Below are 19,700 nucleotides of genomic sequence, written 5' to 3'. Positions count from 1 at the left end.
GGGGGAGCGGCCCGCAGCCGTTGCGGTGCCTGTCAGGGAAGGTCGACAGGGCGAAGGACCTGCGAGATGCCATGGGCGATCTGCCGGTTGCCCTTGTTGATGTTCGGCTGCACGACCTTGGCGTTGCGGTCGTCGCGGTCGGCGTCGACCAGGAACACCCGGTGGTCGCCCCGCACGTCGACGGTGAGCTTGCCGCCCTGGGCCGTCTTGAGCTTCTCGCCGTCGCTGCGCAGCGCCGCGCGGTAGTCGACCGTCGCGCCCGGGACCACGTGGTAGAGCAGGACCGTCTCGACCTTGCTGATGCCCAGCGACGCCACGGCGCCGAACACGTCCTTCTCGCTGTCGTAGTGCTTGCCGGTGATGTCGGTGGCGAGCCGCTCGAACGCCCGGTCGTTGGGAATGAAGGCCGTCAACGGCACTCGGCCGTCGGCGAGAAGCTTCACCGGGGACTTCGGCTTGGCCTTCAGCACCGCGTGGACGGCGTTGTCGACGATGTCGTAGTCCCACGGGTTGCGGTCGAACCCGGACCCGTCGGCGGCGAGGACCTTCGCCAGGCTCTTGGTCCCCAGGGACTTGTCGTGGTCTTCGCCAGAGTTCGCTGAGGCCGACGTGGCCGTGGCAAGGCCGGCGACGGAGGCGAGGGCCGCGCTGGCGACCACGGCAAGGATGCGGTGACGCGTCATGGTGTTGCTCCTATGGGTGTAGCGGTGCTGCCGGGTCCCTGCTGCGGTCCCGCCAGTCCCGCACCCCGGTGTGTGTCGCACGTGGTTCGGACCGGTCCCGGACACGGATGGGCCTCAGTGGGAATGGATTTGAGCCCGTGAGGTGTTGAGAGGGATACTGTGTGAGCAGCTTGACAAGTGAACAGCGTGATGTGGACACACCCCGTGCGGGAGCATGGGGGTGATCGGTTTCGACATTGGTCGGCATTCCAGGGGAAGCGGGTCGAGGATGCAGGGTCATCTCGTCAACGCCCCCTGCAAACCAATAGGTGCCAATTCCAAGCGCACCGACTTCGCCCTCGCCGCCTGAGCGAGCCTCGAAGTCCGTCAGCCTCGGTTCGCTACTGACCGAGATCCTGGCGTCAGCTAGGTAGCTTGCTGCGCAGTCATGTCGGGGGACTGCGCGGGACTCCCACTCGACTGGGCCTGTCAGAGGACGTGTGCGCGCGAGCTCTGGGGCCGAGAAAGTCCTCAGCGCACTGCACCCGGAGAAGCCCTGGTTTCCCGTCAATGGACGCGGGTTCGATTCCCGCCACCTCCACCACAGTGACCACATCACGCTGAGCTCGCGTCTTGGGCCCCACCGGTTTCCGGTGGGGCCCAAGACGTTTCCGTCCGATGGGCCGGTCGTTCGGGACGGGCGTGCCGCGCCGTGTCTGCGGAGGTCGGTGACAATGGGACATGCGACTTCGCGGCGACACCCCTTCCGAGGAGCGGATCGGCCAGCGCGACCTCGCCCAGTGGCGCTCGGAGCCCGGGCGCTGGCTGGTGCGCGTGGCGTTCTCGCTCGCCCGCTGGACGGCCGCGCGCTGGGTCCTCGTCGTCACGGCGGCGATCGGCGGCGTGCTCGTCGTGCTGCTCACGTCCGTCTCGGCCGAGGTCTACGAGGCGGTGACCGAGAACGACGGCGTGGCCGGGCTCGACCAGCCCGTGCTCGAGCAGGCGGTGCGCTGGCGCAGTCCCGGCCTCAACGAGGCGGTCACGGCCTTCACCGACATCGGGGGCGCGGTGGGAATGCCGGTCCTCGTGACCGTGGCCGTGGTCGCCATGGTGCTGCTGTGGCGCTCCTGGACGCCGCTGGTCCTCACCCTGGTGGCGGCGGCCGGGTCGCTGGCCATGACCGTCTCGGGCAAGGAGCTGATCGGCCGGGCCCGCCCGCCGCTGCACCTCGCCGTGCCGCCCTACGAGGAGTCGCCGTCGTTCCCCAGCGGCCACACCCTGAACTCCACCGTCCTCATCGGCCTGCTCGTCTACCTGCTGCTGCGACGGCTCGACAGCGCGCGCGTCCGTGCGGCGGTGCTCGTCGCCGGTGGCGCCTTCGTCGGAGCCATGGGGCTGAGCCGGGTCTTCCTGGGCCACCACTGGCTCACCGACGTGATGGTCGGCTGGACCCTGGGGCTGGCCTGGCTGATCGTGGTGGTGACCGCCCACCGGCTCTTCCTCACGGTGCGGCGGGCCCGCGGTGAGGAGGCGGCCGGGGCTCAGGCCAGCTCGGCCGTCCAGGAGTCGCCCGCCCGTGTGAACCCCAACCGCTCGTAGTAGGGGTTGACCATCCCGGGAGGGGTGACGATCCGGCGGAAGCCGCGGCGGGTGAACAGCCCGCTGCTGCGGTAGACGAACTCGCCGGGGGAGAAGTCGCGGAACCGCGGGGTGACGTAGTCGAGGTCGACCTGCGCCACGCCGTCGCCGGCGTCGCGCACCACGACCACGCCCACGGTCTCGTTCCCCTTCTGCACGAGGTATGCCGTGCGGTCACCGCCCGGTGCCGCCTCGCCGAAGCAGGGGAAGAAGCGGGCGATGTCGGTGGCGTGCACCCGCAGGAAGTGCCGGAGGTAGGTGTCATCGGCCGCCACCTCGAGCACCTCGTAGGCCCGTTCGTCGGTGCGGTCGGACAGCAGCCGGCGGATGAACCAGACGTTGATGGCCGAGAGCACGACGTTCATCGCGACCATGGGCCAGATCTGCAGGATGGCGTTGAAGACGACGAGGATCAGGCACGCCAGCAGGTTCAGCACCCGGAAGCGCAGGACGCGCGCCTGCAGGATCGAGAAGACCAGCAGCGCCGAGCCGGCCCAGCCGAGGGCCTGCTCCCAGCTCATCGCGCCGTCACTGCTGCGGGGAGATGCTGTCGCCGTTCTGCTCGGCGGCGATCTCGGCCCGGATGGCCTCCATGTCGAGCCCGCGCACACCCTCGATGACCTGCTGCAGGGCGGAGGCGGGCAGGGCGCCCGGCTGCGCGAAGACGAGGATGCCGTCGCGGAAGGCCATCAGGGTGGGGATCGACGTGATGTTGGCGGCCTGCGCGAGGGCCTGCTCGGCCTCGGTGTCCACCTTGCCGAACACGATGTCGTCGTGCTGCTCCGACGCGGCCTCGAAGACGGGCGCGAACTGGCGGCACGGGCCGCACCACTCCGCCCAGAAGTCCACGAGGACGATCTCCTCGTCCAGGACGGTCTTCTCGAAGTTCTCTGCGGTCAGGGTCGTGCTGGCCATGTGCTACGTCCAATCCCATCGGACCACGACGGTCGCGGTCACCGTGTTCTCTCCCAGCTCCACCGGCAGGGCGCCGGATGAGCCCGCCCGGGCCGCCATGAGCTCATAGCGGGGCTGGGCACCACCCTGCACAACATCGGTCAGGGCTGTCACCTTCCCGAGCGTGCGCCCGGCGAGGGCGGCATACTCCCCGGCCTTGGCCTGGGCGTCCTCGAAGGCGGCACGGCGCGCGCCCCGCCGCAGGGGCTCGGGGTCCGACACCTCGAGGGAGATCCGGTCGATGGTGAGCGCGTTGCCCGCCACGCCTGCGAAGGCGTCCACGAGCGCGCCCAGGCGCTCGGGGTCGCGGACGGCGAGCCGCAGGCTCTGGTGGGCCGTGTAGCCGATCACCTCGACCCCGTCGCGGTCGTGCCGGGGCCGGACGCCGGCCCCGGTGGTCTGCACGTCGTGCGCCTCCACGCCGTGGTCGCGCGCCGCCTGCGCGACCGCGGCGGCGCGGGCCCCCGCGTCGGAAAGGGCGGTCCCCACGTCGGGGGCGTCACAGCGGACGCCGACGTCGAGGCGCACGACGTCGGGCACGGCGCTCGCGACGCCGGAGCCGGTCACCTCGACGCAGACGTCAGGCGGGGCGCCGGCGCCGGTGTCGTTGCTGCCGCTCACAGTGGCCACACGGCACAGACTAGGGCGGGGCCGAGGGGCGCGCCTCGCCACGCCGGCCGGGCGCGTGATGGGATGGGGCGCTGCAACGGCGCGGCACCGCTGCGTCGAAGGCCCCGACGAGGAGTTGCATGAACCCCGAGCAGATCGCGCGGTACTGGGACGAGTACGCGGCCGAGTACGACCAGGAGCCCGACCACGGTCTGCTGGACTCGGACACGCGGGCCGCCTGGAAGGACCTGCTGCGGATGTGGCTGCCGCCGCACCCGAGCGACGTCGTCGACCTCGCCTGCGGCACGGGGACGCTGACCGCCCTCGCCGCCGAGCTGGGGCACCGCGTGCGGGCCTACGACCTGTCCGGCGAGATGGTGCGCCGGGCCCGGGCGAAGACGGCCCACTTCGGGTCCGCCGTCGAGGTCCACCAGTCCGACGTCAGCGCCCCGCCGCTCGAGCCGCGCAGCGCGGACGCGGTGCTCGCCCGGCACATCCTGTGGACCCTGCCCGACCCGCACGCGGCCCTTGCCGCCTGGGCGGCGGCTCTCCGGCCCGGGGGGCGGCTCGTCCTGGTCGAGGGACGCTGGAGCTCGGTGGGCGACGACAGCTTCGACGACCCCGACCGGATGCCGTGGGCCGGGGGCGTGCGGTCCGCCGACCTGCGGGCCGCGGTCGAGCAGGTGGCGCAGGACGTGCACGTCGTCCAGCTCACCGACCCGGTGCTGTGGGGCCGCGACATCGACGACGAGCGCTACCTGCTGGCAGCCCGGGTGCCGTCCGAGGGCTGACCTGCCCGGTTTGCGCCGTTGGGGTGGTTTCGGGACCCTGCTGGCGTGAGCCATACAGACCAGCACACCGACGTCCACGCGTCCGCGACCGGGAAAGCCGTCCACGGGTCGACGGCAGGAACCGCCACCGGTGCCTCCTCCCAGCCCCAGGCTGGTGGCCTCGACGCCGGCCTGAAGCCTCGTCACATCACGATGATCTCGATCGCCGGGGTCATCGGAGCGGGGTTGTTCGTCGGGTCGGCCAAGGCCATCGCCACGGCCGGGCCGGCGGTGCTGGTGTCCTACGCGCTGGCCGGCGCCCTGGTCGTCCTCGTGATGCGCATGCTCGGGGAGATGGCGACCGCCCAGCCGGACACCGGTTCCTTCTCGACCTACGCCGACCGGTCGCTGGGCCGCTGGGCCGGGTTCTCGATCGGCTGGCTCTACTGGTGGTTCTGGGTCATCGTCATCCCGGTCGAGGCCACCGCGGGGGCGCTGATCCTGGGTGACTGGTTCCCCGCGGTGCCGCAGTGGGCCTTCGCCCTGGTGGTCACCGCGGTGCTCGTGGGGACGAACCTGCTCAGCGTCGGCAACTACGGCGAGTTCGAGTTCTGGTTCGCCCTGGTGAAGGTCGTGGCCATCGTGGCCTTCATCGCGCTGGGCGTGGCCGCCATCCTCGGCCTGCTGCCCGGATCGCACACGAGCGGCGTCGGCCACCTCTGGCAGGACGGCGGGTTCATGCCCAACGGGCTGGGCTCGGTGTTCGCCGCCATGCTCATCACGATGTTCACCTTCATGGGCACCGAGATCGTGACCATCGCGGCTGCCGAGTCACCCCACCCCGAGAGCGGCATCCGCAAGGCCGTGAACTCGGTGATCTGGCGCATCAGCCTCTTCTACCTCGGCTCGATCTTCGTGGTCGTCTCCCTCGTGGCCTGGAACGCCAAGGGCCTCGCCGCCGGCGACTCCGGCTCCTACCAGTTCACGCTCGAGCAGATGGGCCTCGGCCGGCTCACGACCGTGCTGGAGTTCGTCATCCTCACGGCCGTCGCGTCCTGCCTGAACTCGGCGCTCTACACGGCCTCGCGCATGGCCTTCTCGCTGTCCACCCGCGGTGACGCCCCGGCGTCGTGGTCGCGCACGACCCCCCGCGGCGTCCCCGCGAGCGCGATCATCGCCAGCTCCGTGGTGGGCTTCCTCGGCGTGCTCGGCAACTACCTGCTGCCGGAGACGATCTTCGGCTACCTGCTGGCCAGCTCCGGCGCCATCGCGCTGTTCGTGTACCTCGTCATCGCCATGTCTCAGCTCCGCATGCGGCGCCAGCTCGACCGCGAGGGCCACGCGCCGCAGGTGCGCATGTGGCTCTACCCGTGGCTGACCTACCTCACCATCGGCTTCATCGGCGGCGTGCTCCTGCTGATGCTCGTGCAGGAGGGCCACCGCCTCGAGCTGGCCCTGAGCCTGGGCCTCGCCGCCGTCATCGTCGCGGTGGGCGTGACCCGCCACCGAGGCGCACGCGGGAGTGGCCAACCTCGCCCCTGAGCGAGCGCCCCGGGTCCACACTGGTCGGCATGGGGCAGGCGGGCGGTCGGGGGACGGGCTGGAAGCACGGTCGGGCGGGCGGCGCCCTGAGGCGGCGCCTGCCCGTCGTCGTGCTCCTGCTGCTGCTTGCGCTGTGGCCGCTCACCTACCTCTACTCCTCCGTCGGGCTCGACGTCGACACCGTCGGCGAGGGCCGCGTGGACACCCGGATGTGGAGGGTGCGCTGGCCGGGTGACGGCACGGTCCGGGTCGGCTGGATTGACGAGCACCGCAGCGGCGACGCGAACGCGACTGGGGGAGTTGACCTCGGGGCCCTCGTGCTGCAGCCCGCCCGGCCCCCCACGCCCCGCACCGAGGCGAACCGGTGGGGCTTCTGGTGGGAGGACGTCGTCGCGTCGCGGGGGGACAGGCCGAGCGGGGCCGCGCCGCGAGCCGACCGCGTCATGCTGGTCGGCGCCCCGCACTGGGCGCTCGTCCTCGGTGCGCTCGCACTGGTGGTGGCCACCGCTCGACGGTCGGCCCGGGAACGCCGCCGACGTGGCCCGTGGCGGGGCGGGATTCGGGCTACCGCGGGGTAGTCGCCACAATGGTCGCCATGGCCGCCCTCCCTTCCGTCTCGAACTCCATCACCGTCCGCCTCGTCCTGCCCGCCCGTGCCACCGCCGTCAGCGAGCTGACGGGTGTCATCGAGAAGAGCGGCGGCCTGGTCACCGGTCTCGACGTGACCGCGTCCGGGCCGGACCGGCTGCGCGTCGACGTCACGGCCGCGGCCCGTGACACGGCCCACGCCGACGAGATCGTCGATGCGATGCGCACCGTGCACGGCGTGGAGATCGGGAAGGTCTCGGACCGCACGTTCCTGGCCCACCTCGGCGGCAAGCTCAAGATCGAGTCGAAGGTGCCGATCCGCAACCGCGACGACCTCTCGCTGATCTACACCCCGGGCGTGGCCCGGATCTGCACGGCCATCGCGGAGAACCCCGCCGACGCGCGGCGGCTCACCATCAAGCGCAACACCGTCGCCGTCGTCACCGACGGCTCGGCGGTCCTCGGGCTCGGCAACATCGGACCGCTGGCGGCCCTTCCGGTGATGGAGGGCAAGGCCGCGCTGTTCAAGCGGTTCGGCGACATCGACGCGTTCCCGATCTGCCTCGACACCCAGGACACCGAGGAGATCATCCGCACGGTCAAGGCGATCTCCCCGGTCTTCGCCGGCATCAACCTCGAGGACATCTCGGCGCCGCGCTGCTTCGAGATCGAGGCCAGGCTCCGGGAGGAGCTCGACATCCCGGTGTTCCACGACGACCAGCACGGCACCGCCATCGTGGCGCTGGCCGCCCTCGAGAACGCGCTGCGGGTGGTCAAGAAGGACCTCAAGACGGTGCGCATCGTCATGAGCGGCGCCGGTGCCGCGGGAACGGCGATCCTCAAGCTCTTCCTCAAGGCCGGGGCGTCCAACGTGATCGTCGCCGACTACCACGGCATCCTGCACCCCGAGCGCGAGGACATCGCCTCCGGAGAGCACCCCGCGCTGATGTGGTCGGCGACGCACACCAACGCCGAGGGCATGCAGGGCAGCCTCAAGGACGCCCTCGTCGGCGCCGACGTCTTCGTGGGTGTCTCGGCACCGCACATCCTCACCGGCGACGACATCGCCACGATGAACGACGACGCGATCGTCTTCGCGATGGCCAACCCGGAGCCCGAGGTCGACCCCATCGCGGCGGCGCAGCACGCCACCGTCGTCGCCACCGGCCGCTCGGACTTCGCCAACCAGATCAACAACGTCCTGGTCTTTCCCGGCGTCTTCCGCGGCCTGCTGGACGCCCACTCGACGTCCATCACCGACGACGTCCTGCTGGCGGCCGCCGACGCGCTCGCCGCGGTGGTGCACCCCGACGAGCTCAACCCGGCCTACATCATCCCCAGCGTCTTCCACCCCGACGTGACGAAGGTCGTCGCCGCCGCGGTGGAGGCTGCCGTCAGGGAGGGGGCCGCCCCGGTCATCGCGGGGTGAGCCCGAACTCGCCGGCGAGCAGCTCCAGGCTGCGCAGCTTGGCGGCGTGGTCGGGCGTGGGGCAGACGACGGTGAGCTCGTCCGCTCCGGCCTGCTTCGCCAGTGCGGTGAGGCCCTCCCTGACCTCGGCGGGGCTGCCGGCGAAGACGCGTCCCGCGAGGGAGGGTGCCACGCGGGCCCAGTCGTCGCTGCGGCGGAACTCGCGCACCTCCTCGACGGTCGGCCGGGTGGTGTCGCCGCTGCGGATGCGGCGCATGCCCAGGGCCCAGCCCGCCTTGAACTCCACGGCCACCTCCGGGTCGTCGGTCGCGAGGGCCAGCGCCGAGACGATCACGCGCGGCTCGCTGCCCAGCTCGGACGGCACGAAGCTCTCGCGGTAGGAGCGCAGCGCCGCCACGGCCAGCTCGGGGCTCATGTGGTGGGCGAACACCGTCGTCATGCCGTTGGCGGCGGCGAAGCTCGAGCCCCAGCCGCTCGAGCCGAGCATGAGCAGCTCGGGCTGGGTGTCGACCACGGGCGTGGCGCGCACCGCGGCAAAGGGGTGCCCGTCGGGCCACCGGTCGGTCAGGAAGGCGATGAGCTCGGCGGCCTGCTGTGGGAAGTCGTCGGCGGTGAGGGCCTCGCGCGAGCGACGCAGCGCGAAGGCGGTGAGCTGGTCGGTGCCGGGCGCGCGCCCGAGGCCGAGGTCGATCCGTCCGGGGTGCAGCATCTCCAGGGTCTTGAACCACTCGGCGACCTTCAGGGGGGAGTGGTTGGGCAGCATGATGCCCGCGGCGCCGACGCGGATGCCGTTCGTGGCGCCGGCGATGTGCGCGATGAGGATCTCGGGCGAGCTGCTGCCGAGGCCGGTGAAGCTGTGGTGCTCGGAGATCCAGAAACGCGAGTAGCCGAGCCGGTCGGCGGCCTGCGCGGTGCGCACCGTGCGCTCGACCGCCGAGGGCGCCGGCACACCGGCAGGGATGTCGACGAAGTCCAGCAGGGACAGGGGCAGGGCGGGAGCGCTCACGCCCGGTGACAACAGCGCGCACCGTGTCGGGATTCCGTCGGCCGTTCCGACCGGGCGCAGCCACCACGTAGGGTCGGGGGCCATGAGCGTGCAGGACCTGGGGGAGAGCCGGACGCGGCGGCGGGACGGCCCGCGGCAGCTCTGGCTCCTGCTGTTCGTCCTGGTGGCGGTCGCCCACCTCGCGGCCCTCTACTGGCCGCGGGTGAGCGTGGAGGGGCCGGTCGTCTGGAGCGACAAGGTCGTCCACGTCCTGCTCTTCGCCCTCCCGGCGGCGGCCGGGCTGCTGGCCGGCCTCCGACCGGCATACCTGCTCGTGCCCCTCGCCCTGCACGCCCCGCTCTCGGAGGCGTTGCAGCACTTCGTGCTGCCGAACCGCTCCGGAGACCTCGGCGACGCCGTCGCCGACCTCACCGGCGTCGTGGTCGGGGTCACGCTCGCCATGGTCGGGGGCACCCGGCTGCGCTGGTAGACTGGTCGGGCCCAGATCGGCGGCGCTGGCAGCGCCATGTGGCAAGGTCGCCACCGCAGTCGTCGGACATGACTGCCCCCGATGCCGAATGGGCCCGCCGGATGACAACTGTCGATCCGGTCCGCCGGGCGCGAAGCGCCTGAGGCTCGTCTACACCGGTCGCCCTCGCCAGGTGGCTCGAGACGTGTCTACCTCGAGTCACCTGAAGTGAGTTGAACACCTGTGCCCAAGAACACCTCCTCCGGCGCGCCCAAGAAGGCCCGCTGGACCCCGTCCCAGAAGGCCGAGGCCAAGCGCGGCCCCAAGAAGCCGCACCGCGGCCAGTCCGCCACCTCCGCCAGGACGGGGTATGCCGGCAAGGCGCCGCGCGCCGAGCGCTCGCCTCGCTGGTCCGACCGCGACGACCGTGGCGACCGCGCCCCCCGTCGCGAGTTCTCCCGTGACGAGCGTCCGCAGCGCTTCGAGCGCGACGACCGGCCCCGCCGGGTCGACCGTGACGGCCGCGAGAGCCGTCCGGCCCGGTCGTGGAACCGGGACGACCGTGGCCCGCGTCGTGAGTTCTCGCGTGACGAGCGCCCGCAGCGCTTCGAGCGCGACGACCGCCCGCGTCGGTTCGACCGTGACGACCGCGCCCCGCGTCGTGAGTTCTCGCGTGACGAGCGCCCGCAGCGCTTCGAGCGCGACGACCGTCCGCGTCGGTTCGACCGTGACGACCGCGCCCCGCGTCGCGAGTTCTCGCGTGACGAGCGCCCGCAGCGCTTCGAGCGCGACGACCGCGCCCCGCGTCGTGAGTTCTCGCGTGACGAGCGTCCGCAGCGTCGCGACTTCGACAACCGCGGCCCCCGTCGCGACTTCGGCGACCGCGGCCCGCGTCGCGACTTCGACAACCGCGGCCCCCGTCGCTTCGAGCGCACCGACCGCTTCGAGCGCGCACCCCGCGAGGAGTTCGTCGACCCCGAGTCCGAGCGCATGGAGGCCGACACCTGGGTCAAGGCCACCCGCAAGGAGGTCGACGGCCCCGTGTCGGTGACCGAGGACAACGGGTTCGCCGCGATGGGCCTGCCCGAGGCCCTCGTCACGCGCCTGGCCCGTGACGGCATCACCACGCCGTTCCCGATCCAGACCGCGACGATCCCGGACGCCCTGGCCGGCAAGGACGTGCTCGGTCGCGGCCAGACCGGCTCCGGAAAGACGCTCGCGTTCGGCCTGCCGACGCTGGCCCGCCTCGCCGACGGCAACAAGGCGGCCCCGCGCCGTCCCCGCGCCCTCGTCATGGTGCCGACCCGCGAGCTGGCCATGCAGGTCTCCGACGCGCTCGAGCCGCTCGTGCACGTGCTCGGCCTGCGCCACAAGCTCGTCGCCGGTGGCCTGTCCTACACGACGCAGATCAACGCGCTGAACCGCGGGCTCGACCTGCTCATCGCCACCCCGGGCCGCCTCAAGGACCTCCTCGAGCGCGGCGCGGTCGAGCTCGGCGACATCGAGGTCTGCATCCTCGACGAGGCCGACCACATGGCTGACATGGGCTTCATGCCCGAGGTCACCGCGATCCTCGACCAGATGCCTGCAGGCGGCCAGCGGCTGCTCTTCTCGGCCACCCTGGACAACGGGATCGACCAGCTCGTCGACCGCTACCTCACCGACCCGGTCACGCACTCCACCGACGACGCCAAGGCCTCGGTCACGACGATGGAGCACCACGTGCTGCTCATCGACCCGATGCACAAGAAGACGATCACGGCCGAGGTCGCCAACCGCGAGGGCCGCACCGTGGTCTTCGTGCGCACCAAGCTCGGTGCCGACCGCGTCGCCCTCCAGCTGCGCGAGCAGGGCGTCTTCGCAGCCGCGCTGCACGGTGGCCTGAACCAGGGCGCTCGCAACCGGGTGCTCGGCGCGTTCCGCGACGGCACCCTGCCGGTGCTCGTGGCCACCGACGTCGCGGCCCGCGGCATCCACGTCGACGACGTCTCGGTCGTCCTCCAGGTCGACCCGCCGGCCGACCACAAGGACTACCTGCACCGCTCGGGCCGCACGGCGCGCGCCGGCGACAAGGGCACCGTCGTGACCCTGGCCCTGCCGCACCAGCGCAAGGGCATGGAGCGGATGGCCCGCGAGGCGGGCATCGACGCGATGCCGACCAAGGCCGTCCCCGGTGACGAGCGCCTGGCGGCGACCGGCGCCGTGAGCCCCAGCGGCATCCCCGTCCCCGAGGACCAGGTCCGCCGGGTCCTCGAGGGCGAGAAGCGCGGCCGCCGTCCGGGTGGACCTCGCGACGGCGCCCGAGGCGGGCACCGCGGCGGCTACCGCGGGCAGGGCGGTCGCCCCGCCCACCGCGGGGAGCGCAGCGGCGGGTTCCGCGGCGCGCGGAGCTGACCCACGGCATACCCTGCGTGCAGCAGGCCGAACGGCCCTTTGTCGGGTGACCCGACGAAGGGCCGTTCGGCTGTCCGCAAGAATGGGCGCGTGGAGAGCGAGTACCTGGCCGGGCGGCTGCTGGTGGCCACCCCCCAGATCGGGGAGGGCGTCTTCCACCGCAGCGTGGTGCTGCTGCTCCACCACGACGCCGACGGCGCCCAGGGCGTGGTGCTGAACCACCCCATGGAGGCGCCGGTCGACGCGGTGCTGCCGATGTGGCAGGAGCACGTGACGCCCCCCGGCGTGCTCTTCGAGGGAGGGCCGGTGGGGCTCGACACGGCGCTCGGGCTCGTCACGGTGCCCGGCGACGGTGAGGAGCCCATGGGCGTCAAGCGGCTCTTCGGCAGCGTGGGCCTGGTCGACCTCGACACCCCTCCCGTGCTCGTCGTCCCCGAGATCGCCGGCCTGCGGATCTTCGCCGGGTATGCCGGGTGGTCACCCGGGCAGCTCGAGGAGGAGGTGGAGACGGGCAGCTGGTACGTCGTGGACGCCGAGGCGCGTGACGCCTTCGCCGACCACCCGCTCGACCTGTGGAAGCGAGTGCTGCGCCGCCAGCGCGACCACCTGGCCCTGGTCTCGACGTTCCCCCCGGACCCGGAGATGAACTAGGAGGGCTCGGGCAGCGCCTAGACTCGGGCGCATGAGCGAGCCGCAGATCCCTCTCGACGACCCGCACGCACCCTCGGCCCAGCCGTCGACCTCGACGGCCGTCATCGAGCGCGAGCAGGTCGAGGAGCAGCTGCAGGAGCCCGGCGACCACGAGCGCTTCTCCCACTACGTGCGCAAGGAGAAGATCCTCGAGAGCGCGCTGTCCGGAGAGCCCGTGACGGCCCTGTGCGGCAAGGTCTGGGTGCCGGGCCGGGACCCGCAGAAGTTCCCCGTCTGCCCGGTCTGCAAGGAGATCTACGAGGGCCTGCGGGCCCCGCAGGACGGCGAGGAGTAGGTCCCGCGCTGGCGGACTCTCTACCGAATCCGGGCCTGCTTCAGGCCGATCGCGGCCAGCCAGTCGCCGCTCGAATTCTTCTGGGATAGCACACCTTCGGGGCCCCGCCGGTGATGGCGGGGCCCCGGCATGTCGCCCGCCGGATCCGGTTATCGTTGCGGCCCTATGAGTACTGCGGCTGCCTCGAACCTGTCACCAGCGTTCCCGGAGCGGGCCGCCTGGGGGACGGCGTCGAAGCTGCGTGCCTGGCAGGCGGACGCCCTGTCGACCTACCTCGAGCAGGGGCCGCAGGACTTCCTCGCGGTCGCGACGCCCGGCGCCGGCAAGACGACCTACGCGCTGCGGGTGGCCACCGAGCTGCTCGGCCGCGGCGTCATCAGCGCGGTCACGATCGTGGCCCCGACCGAGCACCTCAAGACGCAGTGGGCCGACGCCGCGGCCCGGGTCGGGATCCACATCGACCCGCGGTTCTCCAACTCCTCGGCCCGGCACAGCCACGAGTACGACGGCGTGGCGCTGACCTACGCCCAGGTGGCCAGCCGGCCCTCGCTGCACCGCGCCCGCACCGAGGCCGAGCGCACGCTGGTGATCCTCGACGAGATCCACCACGGCGGTGACAACCTCTCCTGGGGCGACGCCATCCGCGAGGCCTTCGAGCCCGCTGTGCGCCGCCTCGCCCTGACCGGCACGCCGTTCCGTTCCGACACCTCCCCGATCCCCTTCGTGCGCTACGAGGAGGACCGCGACGGCATCCGCCGCTCGGCCTCCGACTACACCTACGGGTATGCCGAGGCGTTGCGTGACGGGGTCGTGCGGCCGGTGCTCTTCATGGCTTACGGCGGCGCCATGCGCTGGCGCACGAAGGCCGGTGACGAGATCGCCGCCCGCCTCGGCGAGCCGCTCACCAAGGACGCCATGGCCCACGCCTGGCGCACCGCCCTCGACCCCAAGGGCGAGTGGATCCCCGCCGTGCTCGCCGCCGCCGACAAGCGGCTGACCGAGGTGCGGCGCGGCGTGCCGGACGCCGGCGCCCTGGTCATCGCCTCCAACCAGACGGCGGCCCGGGCCTACGCCAAGATCCTCGAGGGGATCACCGGGAAGAAGCCCACCGTCGTGCTCTCCGACGACGCCGGGGCCTCGGCGAGGATCGAGGAGTTCTCGGCGAGCGACGACCGCTGGATGGTCGCGGTCCGCATGGTCTCCGAAGGCGTCGACGTGCCGCGCCTGTGCGTGGGTGTCTACGCCACCTCCACCTCCACCCCGCTGTTCTTCGCCCAGGCCGTCGGCCGCTTCGTGCGGGCGCGCAAGCGCGGCGAGACGGCCTCGGTGTTCCTGCCGAGCGTGGCCACGATCCTCGAGCACGCGGCTCGGCTCGAGGACGAGCGCGACCACGCCCTCGACCGGCCCAAGACGGCCGACGACGAGGGGTCGATGTGGTCGGAGGAGGACGCGCTCGTCGCCGCCGCCAACCGCACGCTGAAGACCGCGGACATCGACGCGCCCGGCTTCGAGGCCCTCGAGTCCGACGCGCACTTCGACCACGTGCTCTTCGACGCCAAGCAGTTCGGCCTCAATGCCGAGGTCGGCTCCGAGGACGAGCAGGATTACCTCGGCCTGCCCGGTCTGCTCGAGCCCGACCAGGTCGCGCTGCTGCTGCACGAGCGGCAGGCGGCGCAGAACACCCGGCGGCCCAAGAAGGCGGCCGAACCGGTGGCTGCGCACCGCGCGCTGGCCGCGCAGCGCAAGGAGCTCAACAAGCTGGTCGCGGCGTACGCGCGCAAGTCCGGCGCCCCGCACGCGGTGGTGCACACCGACCTGCGGCGGGCCTGCGGGGGGCCGGCGCTCGACGAGGCGACGACCGAGCAGGTGGCCGCACGCATCGAGAAGATCCGGGCCTGGTTCGTCGGCAGGCGCTGATCCTCGGCGCACCTGCGCACATCCCTCCCGGCCGGAGCCGACCCCGGCTAGCGTGGTCGTGGCGTCCGGACGGGCGCGGGGAAGACGAGAGGACGGGCCATGGCCAACCACGTGTACGGGATCTCCGAGGTCGTCGGCAGCTCGCCTGAGGGCATCGAGGCCGCGGTGAACAACGCCGTCAACAAGGCGGCGCAGACGGTGCGGCACCTCGACTGGTTCGAGGTCGGCGCCATCCGCGGGCAGCTCGTCGACGGTGCCGTCGCCCACTGGCAGGTGACCGTCAAGCTGGGCTTCCGCATCGAGGACTGACCGCGCGTCGCGGTAGGTGGCGGCCGGGGGCGTCCGGACGCAGCGGCCGCCCGGGCCCTGCTAGGAGCCGGAGGCCGCCTCGGCCACGAGCGGCAGCGTGCGGTGGTCGATGCGCGTCGCGAGGGAGATCACGGTCGAGGCCCGGATGACGTGCCGGTCGTCGACCACCTGGTCGATCACCCGCTGCAGGTCGGGGTTGTCGCGCGCCACCACCCGCACCAGCAGGTCGCCGGAGCCGGTGATGGTGTGGGCCTCGAGCACCTCGGGGATCGCCGACAGGTGCTCGACGACGGGGGAGTGGCCCCTGCCCTGGCGGATCTCCAGGGTGCAGAACGCCGAGACCGGGTAGCCCATGGCGGCAGGATCGAGCTGGGGAGCCCACGAGCGGATCACGCCGCGCTCGCCCAGCCTGTCGAGCCGGGCCTGCACGGTGCCGCGGGCGACGCCGAGCTCGCGGGAGGCGCCGAGCACGCCGATCTGGGGCTTCGCGGCGAAGAGGGCCAGCAGTCGGGCGTCGAGCGTGTCCAGGACGGTCGAGGGCATGAGCAGATTGTCCATGAGAACCGGGGTGGCAGCCAGCACTGTGCGCATTCTGTCCAGCCGAACCTCGCACACTTGCCCATGAGCCGGGCACGAGGGCACGCTGCCGCCCATGACTGACACCAGCTTGGACCTGACCCCGCAGGAGCGCGAGGCCAACCTCGACCTCGAGCAGCTCAAGCAGCTCGTCGGCCTCGTCGAGTACGACGAGACCAAGGACCCGTTCCCGGTGACCGGGTGGGACGCCATCGTCTTCGTCGTCGGCAACGCGACGCAGACCGCGCACTACTACCAGTCGGCCTGGGGCATGGAGCTCGTCGCCTACTCCGGCCCGGAGAACGGCCAGCGTGACCACAAGTCCTTCGTGCTGAAGTCCGGCTCCATCCGGTTCGTCATCAACGGCGCCGTGTCGCCGGACAGCCCGCTGATCGCGCACCACGCCAAGCACGGCGACGGCGTCGTCGACATCTCGCTCGAGGTGCCCGACGTCGACAAGTGCATCGAGCAGGCCAAGCGTGCCGGCGCCCGCGTCGTGCGCGAGCCGGAGGACCTCACCGACGAGCACGGCACCGTGCGCATCGCCTCCATCGGCACCTACGGCGAGACCGTCCACACCCTCGTCGACCGCTCCCGCTACAACGGCCCGTACCTGCCCGGCTACGTCGCCAGGACTTCGACCTACGTCAAGCGCGAGGGTGCGCCGAAGCGCCTCTTCCAGGCCCTCGACCACATCGTCGGCAACGTCGAGCTCGGCAAGATGGACGAGTGGGTCGCCTTCTACAACCGCGTCATGGGCTTCGTGAACATGGCCGAGTTCATCGGCGACGACATCGCCACCGACTACTCGGCGCTGATGTCCAAGGTCGTCGCCAACGGCAACCACCGCGTGAAGTTCCCGCTCAACGAGCCGGCGATCGCGAAGCGGAAGAGCCAGATCGACGAGTACCTCGAGTTCTACAACGGCCCCGGTGCCCAGCACCTCGCGCTCGCCACCGGCGACATCATCCGCACCGTCGACGAGCTGCGCGCCAACGGCATCGAGTTCCTCGACACCCCGGACTCCTACTACGAGGACCCGGAGCTGCGCGCCCGCATCGGCGAGGTGCGCGTGCCGATCGAGGAGCTGAAGAAGCGCGGCATCCTCGTCGACCGTGACGAGGACGGCTACCTGCTGCAGATCTTCACCAAGCCGCTCGGCGACCGCCCCACGGTCTTCTTCGAGATCATCGAGCGCCACGGCTCGCTCGGCTTCGGCAAGGGCAACTTCAAGGCGCTCTTCGAGGCCATCGAGCGCGAGCAGGAGAAGCGCGGAAACCTCTGAGCCGCTGGCTGTTACGCCAGTCGCCACAGCGCAAAGGGCCGGTATGCCGGGTGGTCACCACCCGGCATACCGGCCCTTGTGTGTGGCGTGAGGTTGCGTGGATGTGAGGTCAGGCGGCGGGGACGTCCTCACGGTGCGCGAGCCGGGCGTTGCGGCGGCCGTAGGCGAAGTAGAGCACGACGCCCAGCAGCATCCAGGCGGCGAAGCGCAGCCAGGTCTCGATCGACAGGTTGGTCATCAGGTAGAGGCAGGCGAGGGCCGACAGGATGGGGATGACGGGGGAGAGGGGCACTCGGAAGGGGCGCTCCATGTCCGGCCGGGTGCGGCGCAGGATCGGCACGGCGATCGAGACGATGATGAACGCGAACAGGGTGCCGATGCTGACGAGGTTGGCCAGCGTGCCCAGCGGCACGAACCCGGCGAGCACCGCGACCAGGACGATGACGACGGCGGTGATCCGGTAGGGCGTGCCCCACGTGGGGTGCACCTTGGCGATGGCCGGGGGCAGGAGCCGGTCGCGGCCCATCGAGAAGCCGATGCGGCCCATGGCGACGATGTCGACGAGGATCACCGAGGTGAGGCCGGCGACGGCCGCGATGGAGATCAGGGCCGAGGCCCAACCGGCGCCGACGGCGTCGAAGGCGCTCGCGATCGGTGCGCTCTCGTCGATCTGGCGGTAGTCGACCATGGCGGTGATCACGAACGAGACGCCCATGTAGAGCACGGTGCACAGCGCGAGCGTGCCGAGGAGGCCGAGCGGCAGGTCGCGGCGCGGGTTGCGGGTCTCCTCGCCGAGGTTGGCGACGGCCTCGAACCCGGTGTAGGCGAAGAACACGACGGCGGCGGCCGTGAGCACCCCGGCGAACCCGAAGGCCGTCTGCTCGAGGCCGAACAGCGCCTGGCTCAGCGGCTGGGCCAGTCCCGAGACGCTCTCGGAGACCGGCTCCGACGGCGGGACGAACGGGGTCAGGTTGTCGCGGTCGATGAAGAACAGGCCGGCGACCACGACGAACGCACAGATCGCGACCTTGACCACGACGAGCAGGTTGGTCACCCGGGCGCTCTCGCGGATGCCCACCATGGCGACGATGCCCAGGACCAGCACGATGCCGATGGCGCCGACGTTGACCGTGGCCTCCTCCTTGAACAGCGCGGGTGGCAGGTCGAAGAGCGTGGCGAGGTAGCCGGACCAGCCGCGGGCGACCACCGCCGCGCCGAGGGCGAACTCGAGGATGAGGTCCCACCCGATGATCCAGGCGAAGATCTCGCCGATCGTGGCGTAGGCGTAGGTGTAGGCGCTTCCGGCGGTGGGCACCGCTGCCGACATCTCGGCGTAGCACAGGGCGGCCAGCAGGCTCACGAGGCCGGCGATGCCGAAGGAGATGACGACGGCGGGACCTGCGTGGTTCCTGGCCTCCACGCCGGTGAGCGTGAAGATGCCGGTGCCGATGACGATGCCGATGCCGAACCCCATGAGGTCCTTGGCGCCGAGCCTGCGCGTGAGCCGGTGGTGCCCGTGCGGGCCCTCGTGTCCGGCGTCGCTGCCCTGGGCCAGCACGTCCTCCACGGGTTTGGTGCGCAAGATGGAGTCACTGCTCATTCCGTCCACGGTAGGTGGGGACAGGGGCGCCTGCATCAACGGGTCATCCCGTGAACGGGCGGGCGGGTGCCGCGTGAGAGGCTGGCACCATGGCGAACCCGCAGTCCCCGGGCTGGTACGACGACCCGGAGAACCCGCAGCAGCTGCGGTACTTCGACGGTGTCGTGTGGACCCGGCACACCTCCCCGCGCAGCACCCGCCCGGCGCCCGGCGTGGGCGGCCCGGAGGCCGGCCAGTGGACGGGGCAACCGCCGCAGCAGCAGGCCCAGCCGGGCTGGCCCGGCCAGCAGCCCTCGCAGCAGCAGCAGGCCCCGCCCGGCTGGCCCGGCCAGCAGCCCCAGCAGTGGCAGGGCCAGCAGCAGTACCCGCCGCCCCCGCAGCCCGGCCCCGGCGGCTGGCACATGCCGCCCGCTCCCACCGTCTACGGCGCGCGCGCCCGCACCCCGGACGGCGAGCCGCTGGCCGGCTGGTGGAAGCGGCTGGCAGCTCGACTCATCGACTGGATCATCGTGTGGGTGCTCTCGCTGCCGCTGACGGGCTACTTCCTCTACCGCGCCTTCGCCGAGCTCTGGCCGGCCATGGAGGACTACGTGCGCGAGGTGGAGTCCGGGAACACCGGCGCGGTGCCGCCCACCGCGACGCCCGAGATGATCAAGTGGCTGGTCGCCTACTCGGTCGTCCTCACCCTCGTCGCGATCGCCTACGAGGTGTTCTTCACGACGCGCAGCGGCGCCACGCCCGGCAAGAAGGCGCTCGGCCTGCGGGTGCGGCTGCGTGAGCGGCCCGGCCCGCTGCCGGTGCAGGCGGCGCTCACGCGCACGGTGATCCCGATCGGCGGCAACCTGGTCTCGAGCCTGCCGCTGCTCAGCCAGCTCGTCGGCCTGCTCCAGGTCGCCGATGGACTGCTCCCGCTGGTCAACGAGCGCAAGCAGGCCATCCACGACCTGATGGCCAAGACCAACGTGGTCGACACCCGCCAGGTGTAGGA

Annotated in this window: 20 protein-coding genes and 1 other RNA gene; 14 read left to right on the top strand and 7 right to left on the bottom strand. The window is 71.7% G+C overall.

All coding sequences use genetic code 11. The features are described from left to right. Nucleotides 1–32: 32 nt before the first annotated feature. Nucleotides 33–683, bottom strand: coding sequence for a fasciclin domain-containing protein (locus P0Y31_RS11560; protein ID WP_275869482.1), 651 nt, complete (start codon nucleotides 681–683; stop codon nucleotides 33–35). Between the two features lie 216 nt (nucleotides 684–899). Here P0Y31_RS11560 and ssrA point away from each other — a divergent pair. Both ssrA and P0Y31_RS11550 read left to right on the top strand, forming a co-directional pair. After that, nucleotides 900–1,266, top strand: a transfer-messenger RNA (tmRNA) gene (ssrA, locus tag P0Y31_RS11555). A gap of 137 nt (nucleotides 1,267–1,403) precedes the next feature. After that, a complete protein-coding gene (locus P0Y31_RS11550; protein WP_275869480.1) occupies nucleotides 1,404–2,261 on the top strand; it encodes a phosphatase PAP2 family protein in 858 nt (285 codons plus the stop codon). Here P0Y31_RS11550 and P0Y31_RS11545 read toward each other — a convergent pair. From P0Y31_RS11545 to P0Y31_RS11535, 3 genes are read right to left on the bottom strand one after another with little or no spacing between them, the layout of a single operon-like run. Further along, nucleotides 2,204–2,821 (bottom strand): hypothetical protein, encoded by a 618-nt coding sequence (locus P0Y31_RS11545; RefSeq protein ID WP_275869478.1) that lies wholly within the window; start codon nucleotides 2,819–2,821, stop codon nucleotides 2,204–2,206. The two genes, P0Y31_RS11550 and P0Y31_RS11545, sit on opposite strands and share 58 nt — an antisense overlap. Nucleotides 2,822–2,828: 7 nt before the next feature. Further along, the gene (trxA, locus tag P0Y31_RS11540) at nucleotides 2,829–3,215 is read right to left on the bottom strand and encodes a thioredoxin (RefSeq protein ID WP_275869476.1); all 387 of its coding nucleotides are present in this window, start codon (nucleotides 3,213–3,215) and stop codon (nucleotides 2,829–2,831) included. Nucleotides 3,216–3,218: 3 nt separating this feature from the next. Continuing rightward, nucleotides 3,219–3,884, bottom strand: coding sequence for an SIMPL domain-containing protein (locus P0Y31_RS11535; RefSeq protein ID WP_275869474.1), 666 nt, complete (start codon nucleotides 3,882–3,884; stop codon nucleotides 3,219–3,221). 119 nt (nucleotides 3,885–4,003) lie between these two features. On the opposite strand from P0Y31_RS11535, the gene P0Y31_RS11530 reads away from it, so the two are divergent. The 4 genes from P0Y31_RS11530 to P0Y31_RS11515 are packed head-to-tail and all read left to right on the top strand — an operon-like array spanning nucleotide 4,004 to nucleotide 8,192. Then, nucleotides 4,004–4,654, top strand: coding sequence for a class I SAM-dependent methyltransferase (locus P0Y31_RS11530; protein ID WP_275869472.1), 651 nt, complete (start codon nucleotides 4,004–4,006; stop codon nucleotides 4,652–4,654). Nucleotides 4,655–4,699: 45 nt separating this feature from the next. Then, nucleotides 4,700–6,175, top strand: a complete 1,476-nt coding sequence (locus P0Y31_RS11525; RefSeq protein WP_345803634.1) for an amino acid permease — start codon at nucleotides 4,700–4,702, stop codon at nucleotides 6,173–6,175. Nucleotides 6,176–6,204: 29 nt separating this feature from the next. Beyond that, nucleotides 6,205–6,753, top strand: a complete 549-nt coding sequence (locus tag P0Y31_RS11520) for a hypothetical protein (protein ID WP_275869470.1) — start codon at nucleotides 6,205–6,207, stop codon at nucleotides 6,751–6,753. Between the two features lie 17 nt (nucleotides 6,754–6,770). Then, entirely contained in the window at nucleotides 6,771–8,192 is a 1,422-nt protein-coding gene (locus tag P0Y31_RS11515; protein WP_275869469.1) for an NAD-dependent malic enzyme, read from the top strand. Here the strand turns inward: P0Y31_RS11515 and P0Y31_RS11510 are convergent. Beyond that, nucleotides 8,179–9,198 (bottom strand): LLM class flavin-dependent oxidoreductase, encoded by a 1,020-nt coding sequence (locus P0Y31_RS11510; protein WP_275869467.1) that lies wholly within the window; start codon nucleotides 9,196–9,198, stop codon nucleotides 8,179–8,181. The two genes, P0Y31_RS11515 and P0Y31_RS11510, sit on opposite strands and share 14 nt — an antisense overlap. Before the next feature lie 82 nt (nucleotides 9,199–9,280). Here P0Y31_RS11510 and P0Y31_RS11505 point away from each other — a divergent pair, with 82 nt between their 5' ends. The 6 genes from P0Y31_RS11505 to P0Y31_RS11480 all read left to right on the top strand — a co-directional run bounded on the left by P0Y31_RS11505 (nucleotide 9,281) and on the right by P0Y31_RS11480 (nucleotide 15,251). Continuing rightward, a complete protein-coding gene (locus P0Y31_RS11505) occupies nucleotides 9,281–9,667 on the top strand; it encodes a VanZ family protein (protein WP_275869465.1) in 387 nt (128 codons plus the stop codon). Nucleotides 9,668–9,889: 222 nt separating this feature from the next. After that, on the top strand, nucleotides 9,890–12,040 hold the full coding sequence (locus P0Y31_RS11500; RefSeq protein ID WP_275869463.1) for a DEAD/DEAH box helicase: 2,151 nt from the start codon (nucleotides 9,890–9,892) through the stop codon (nucleotides 12,038–12,040). 90 nt (nucleotides 12,041–12,130) lie between these two features. Beyond that, nucleotides 12,131–12,691 (top strand): YqgE/AlgH family protein, encoded by a 561-nt coding sequence (locus tag P0Y31_RS11495; RefSeq protein WP_275809319.1) that lies wholly within the window; start codon nucleotides 12,131–12,133, stop codon nucleotides 12,689–12,691. 31 nt (nucleotides 12,692–12,722) lie between these two features. Next, nucleotides 12,723–13,025: a DUF3039 domain-containing protein gene (locus P0Y31_RS11490; protein WP_275869461.1), complete on the top strand. Its 303-nt coding sequence runs from the start codon at nucleotides 12,723–12,725 to the stop codon at nucleotides 13,023–13,025. Nucleotides 13,026–13,190: 165 nt separating this feature from the next. Then, on the top strand, nucleotides 13,191–14,942 hold the full coding sequence (locus tag P0Y31_RS11485) for a DEAD/DEAH box helicase (RefSeq protein ID WP_275869459.1): 1,752 nt from the start codon (nucleotides 13,191–13,193) through the stop codon (nucleotides 14,940–14,942). A gap of 99 nt (nucleotides 14,943–15,041) precedes the next feature. Then, complete coding sequence (locus tag P0Y31_RS11480; RefSeq protein WP_275809307.1) at nucleotides 15,042–15,251, top strand: dodecin; 210 nt, start codon at nucleotides 15,042–15,044, stop codon at nucleotides 15,249–15,251. Nucleotides 15,252–15,311: 60 nt separating this feature from the next. Here the strand turns inward: P0Y31_RS11480 and P0Y31_RS11475 are convergent, their stop codons facing one another. Then, nucleotides 15,312–15,794 (bottom strand): Lrp/AsnC family transcriptional regulator, encoded by a 483-nt coding sequence (locus P0Y31_RS11475; protein WP_275869458.1) that lies wholly within the window; start codon nucleotides 15,792–15,794, stop codon nucleotides 15,312–15,314. Between the two features lie 109 nt (nucleotides 15,795–15,903). Between P0Y31_RS11475 and hppD the strand changes: the two genes are divergently transcribed. Continuing rightward, on the top strand, nucleotides 15,904–17,112 hold the full coding sequence (gene hppD, locus P0Y31_RS11470) for a 4-hydroxyphenylpyruvate dioxygenase (protein ID WP_275869457.1): 1,209 nt from the start codon (nucleotides 15,904–15,906) through the stop codon (nucleotides 17,110–17,112). 109 nt (nucleotides 17,113–17,221) lie between these two features. Here the strand turns inward: hppD and P0Y31_RS11465 are convergent, their stop codons facing one another. Beyond that, entirely contained in the window at nucleotides 17,222–18,712 is a 1,491-nt protein-coding gene (locus P0Y31_RS11465; protein ID WP_275869456.1) for an amino acid permease, read from the bottom strand. Between the two features lie 89 nt (nucleotides 18,713–18,801). Here P0Y31_RS11465 and P0Y31_RS11460 point away from each other — a divergent pair, with 89 nt between their 5' ends. Beyond that, nucleotides 18,802–19,698, top strand: coding sequence for an RDD family protein (locus P0Y31_RS11460; RefSeq protein ID WP_275869455.1), 897 nt, complete (start codon nucleotides 18,802–18,804; stop codon nucleotides 19,696–19,698). The last annotated feature ends 2 nt before the right edge of the window (nucleotides 19,699–19,700 follow it).

The sequence above is a fragment of the Knoellia sp. 3-2P3 genome, from assembly GCF_029223115.1.
GTDB lineage: Bacteria > Actinomycetota > Actinomycetes > Actinomycetales > Dermatophilaceae > Pedococcus_A.
The sequence above is the reverse complement of the archived record's forward strand: the minus strand, read 5'-3'. Positions and strand labels throughout refer to the sequence as shown.